This is a genomic window from Pseudomonas sp. JV245A (assembly GCF_032424515.1).
In the GTDB taxonomy this organism is placed as follows: domain Bacteria; phylum Pseudomonadota; class Gammaproteobacteria; order Pseudomonadales; family Pseudomonadaceae; genus Aquipseudomonas; species Aquipseudomonas protegens.
The window spans coordinates 1-3,042 of record NZ_VYKE01000299.1 but is presented as its reverse complement, the minus strand read 5'-3'; the positions used below and the strand labels follow the sequence as shown (position 1 = coordinate 3,042).

The 3,042-nt window shown below is 64.2% G+C and carries 3 protein-coding genes; 2 read left to right on the top strand and 1 reads right to left on the bottom strand.

What is annotated here, in order from left to right; all coding sequences use genetic code 11:
- Positions 1 to 28: 28 nt before the first annotated feature.
- A complete protein-coding gene (locus F6S12_RS30845; protein ID WP_019094638.1) occupies positions 29 to 1,327 on the bottom strand; it encodes an MFS transporter in 1,299 nt (432 codons plus the stop codon).
- Between the two features lie 394 nt (positions 1,328 to 1,721).
- On the opposite strand from F6S12_RS30845, the gene F6S12_RS30840 reads away from it, so the two are divergent.
- Together F6S12_RS30840 and F6S12_RS30835 are read left to right on the top strand one after the other, a co-directional pair.
- On the top strand, positions 1,722 to 2,126 hold the full coding sequence (locus F6S12_RS30840) for an acyl-CoA thioesterase (protein ID WP_003229628.1): 405 nt from the start codon (positions 1,722 to 1,724) through the stop codon (positions 2,124 to 2,126).
- Positions 2,127 to 2,184: 58 nt separating this feature from the next.
- Positions 2,185 to 3,042: D-hexose-6-phosphate mutarotase (locus F6S12_RS30835; RefSeq protein WP_315869772.1), on the top strand; the 858-nt coding region annotated here is incomplete at its 3' end.

The following is a 3,042-nucleotide window of genomic DNA, read 5'->3' as shown; positions in this document are numbered from 1 at the left end:
GCCTGCGGCAGCGGCTACAGGGTGGTGGTCAGCGGCCCTTGGCCCACAGGTACAGCCCCACCAGCAGGCCGATGCCGCAAATAATTGCAACATAATAGGCCGGGCCCATGGGGCTTTCCTTGAGCAGCCAGGTCACCACCATCGGCGTCAGGCCACCGAAGATCGCGTACGCCAGGTTGTAGGAAAACGACAGGCCGCTGAAGCGCACCACTGCCGGGAACGCCTTGACCATCACATAAGGCACCGCACCGATGGTGCCGACGAACAGGCCGGTCAGGGCATACAGCGGGAACAGCCACTGCGGGTTGTCCAGCAGGCCGTGATAGAAGGTCCAGGAAGTGACCAACAACAAGGCGCTGCCGAACACGAACACCTTGCCCGCACCGAATCGGTCCGCCAGGGCACCCGAGGCCACGCAGCCCAGGCTCAGGAAGATAATGGCCAGGCTGTTGGCCTCCAGGGCGGTGATGGCCGGGAATTTATAGACGGTCTGCAGCACGGTGGGGGTCATCAGGATCACCACGATGATCCCGGCGGACAGCAGCCAGGTCAGCAGCATGGAAATCACGATCGCCCCGCGGTGATCACGCAGCACCGTGCGCAGCGGCAGTTCCTCGGCCAGGGCCTTGCGCAGTTGCAGTTCGGCGAACACCGGGGTTTCGTGGAGCAGGCGGCGCAGGTACACCGAGAACAGGCCGAACACCCCACCCAGCAGGAACGGGATCCGCCAGGCGTAATCCGCCACTTCCACCGGGGTATAGATGCTGTTGATCGCAGTGGCCACCAGCGACCCCAGGAGAATCCCGGCAGTCAGGCCCGAGGTCAGGGTGCCGCAGGCATAGCCGATATGCCGCTGGGGCACGTGTTCGGAAACGAACACCCAGGCCCCGGGCACTTCACCACCGATGGCCGCCCCCTGGATCACCCGCATCAGCAACAGCAGGATCGGCGCCCACATGCCGATCTGCGCGTAGGTCGGCAACAGGCCCATGATCAGGGTCGGCACCGCCATCATGAAGATGCTCAGGGTGAACATCTTCTTGCGCCCCAGCAGGTCGCCAAAGTGGGCCATGACGATCCCGCCCAGGGGCCGCGCCAGGTAACCGGCCGCGAAGATCCCGAAGGTCTGCATCAGGCGCAGCCACTCGGGCATGTCCGCCGGGAAGAACAGCTTGCCGACCACGGTGGCAAAGAACACGAAGATGATGAAGTCGTAGAACTCCAGCGCCCCGCCCAGGGCAGACAGGGACAATGTCTTGTAGTCACTACGGGTCAGCGGACGGGCGGGTTGCGCAGGCTGCGCGGCGCTCGAGGGCACAGTGGTCATGGCAAGGGCTTCTCTTATTAGTCGGTTCTGGAAGCCGCAACAGCGCTGGTTGGGGCCTGGCAGGTTCGGCACGATAGCAAATTGTTCGAATGCGTACACAGCGGCGCACAAATGACTCACAAATTTGCGAACTGGACGGGTCGTCGCGGAGTCTATCGACCGATATACTCGCAGACCTCGAAGCGCAAAGCCGCTTCTGGCAAGGGTTGCTGTGCGAAAACGCTGCTGCGCGCCCCTGGCCTCGGCCAGCGCCAGTCGATTTCGCAGAGTTTCCCTTTAGCACGCCTTAGAAAGAACGTGACGAACGCAGTGTGTTCGGGCTGAATCGTTTTTCCTGAAGACGGCTATTCACCTGAAGTACCCATGAAGCGTCACGGGTCAGAGGCCCCCCGGCATGATAGAACTCGAACAAGAAGATCCAATCCCGCAAGGCGACCTGGCCTTGCAAATCACCGCACTGCCCCGTGAAACCAACGGCTTTGGCGATATTTTCGGCGGCTGGCTGGTCGCGCAGATGGACCTGGCGGGCACCGCCATGGCCAGCCGCGTGGCCGGCGGCCGGGTGGCCACGGTGGCCATCGACCGCATGGCGTTCCTGGTGCCGGTGGCGGTGGGCGCGCAGCTGTCCTTCTACACCCAGACCCTGGAGATCGGCCGCAGCTCGATCCAGATGATGGTGGAAGTGTGGAGCGACGACCCGCTGTCCAGCGAATGGCGCAAGGTCACCGAGGCGGTGTTCGTATTCGTCGCCATCGATGGCAGTGGCCGCACCCGCTCGGTTCCGCCGCGCGCGCGCTAAACCTGATGACCGTTCTGCGGTCCATAGCAGCCCACACCTTGCGAACGAGAACAGCAGCATGCCTACGCCCCAGGTCGAAACGGTAAAACTGGATGAACTGAACTGCTGGCGCATCCGCCACGGTGACGCCGAACTGCTGGTGGCCCAGCAGGGCGCGCACATCCTCAGTTATCAAGTGGCCGGGCAACAGCCGCTGATCTGGCTCAACGACGAGGCCGTGTTCAAGCGCGGCAAGAGCATCCGCGCCGGGGTGCCGGTGTGCTGGCCCTGGTTCGGCAACTTTGCCCGCAACCCGCAGGCGGTGCAGGCCATGCGCCAAGGCACTGACCCGGCGCCGGCCCACGGCCTGGTGCGGGCCACCGACTGGGAACTGCTGGGCATCGAAAGCCAGGGCGACAGCCTGCTGGTGGAGCTGCGCCTGCCCTGCCCCGCGGGTGGTTTTCCCGGCTGGCCCCATCAAGTGGAACCGCGCCTGAGCATCCGCCTCGACCAGCAACTGCACATCAGCCTCAGCAGCCACAACCTGGGCACTGAAAGCGTGAGCATCAGCCAGGCGCTGCACAGCTACTTCGCGGTCAGCGATGTGCGCCAGGTGCAGGTCGAAGGCGTGGACGGGCTGAGCTACATCGAGACCCTGGAAGACTGGAAGACCAAGGTCCAGAGCGGCAGCCTGCACTTTACCGGCGAGACCGACCGCATCTACCTGAACGCCCCGACGCAGCTGGAGATCGTCGATCCGGACTGGCAACGGCGGATCCGCCTGCGCAGCGAAGGCTCGCGCACCGCGGTGATCTGGAACCCCTGGATCGACCGCGCTGCCCAATTCAGCGACATGGCCGACGACGGCTGGCAGCGCATGCTGTGCATCGAGACCGCCAACGTGATGGACGACATCGTCACCCTGGCCCCGGGCGCC

What these genes read in the sequence shown, in the direction of transcription:
- F6S12_RS30845 (WP_019094638.1), bottom strand. Translation starts at nt 1,327, where the DNA reads ATGACCACTGTGCCCTCGAGCGCCGCGCAGCCTGCGCAACCCGCCCGT.
- F6S12_RS30840 (WP_003229628.1), top strand. Translation starts at nt 1,722, where the DNA reads ATGATAGAACTCGAACAAGAAGATCCAATCCCGCAAGGCGACCTGGCC.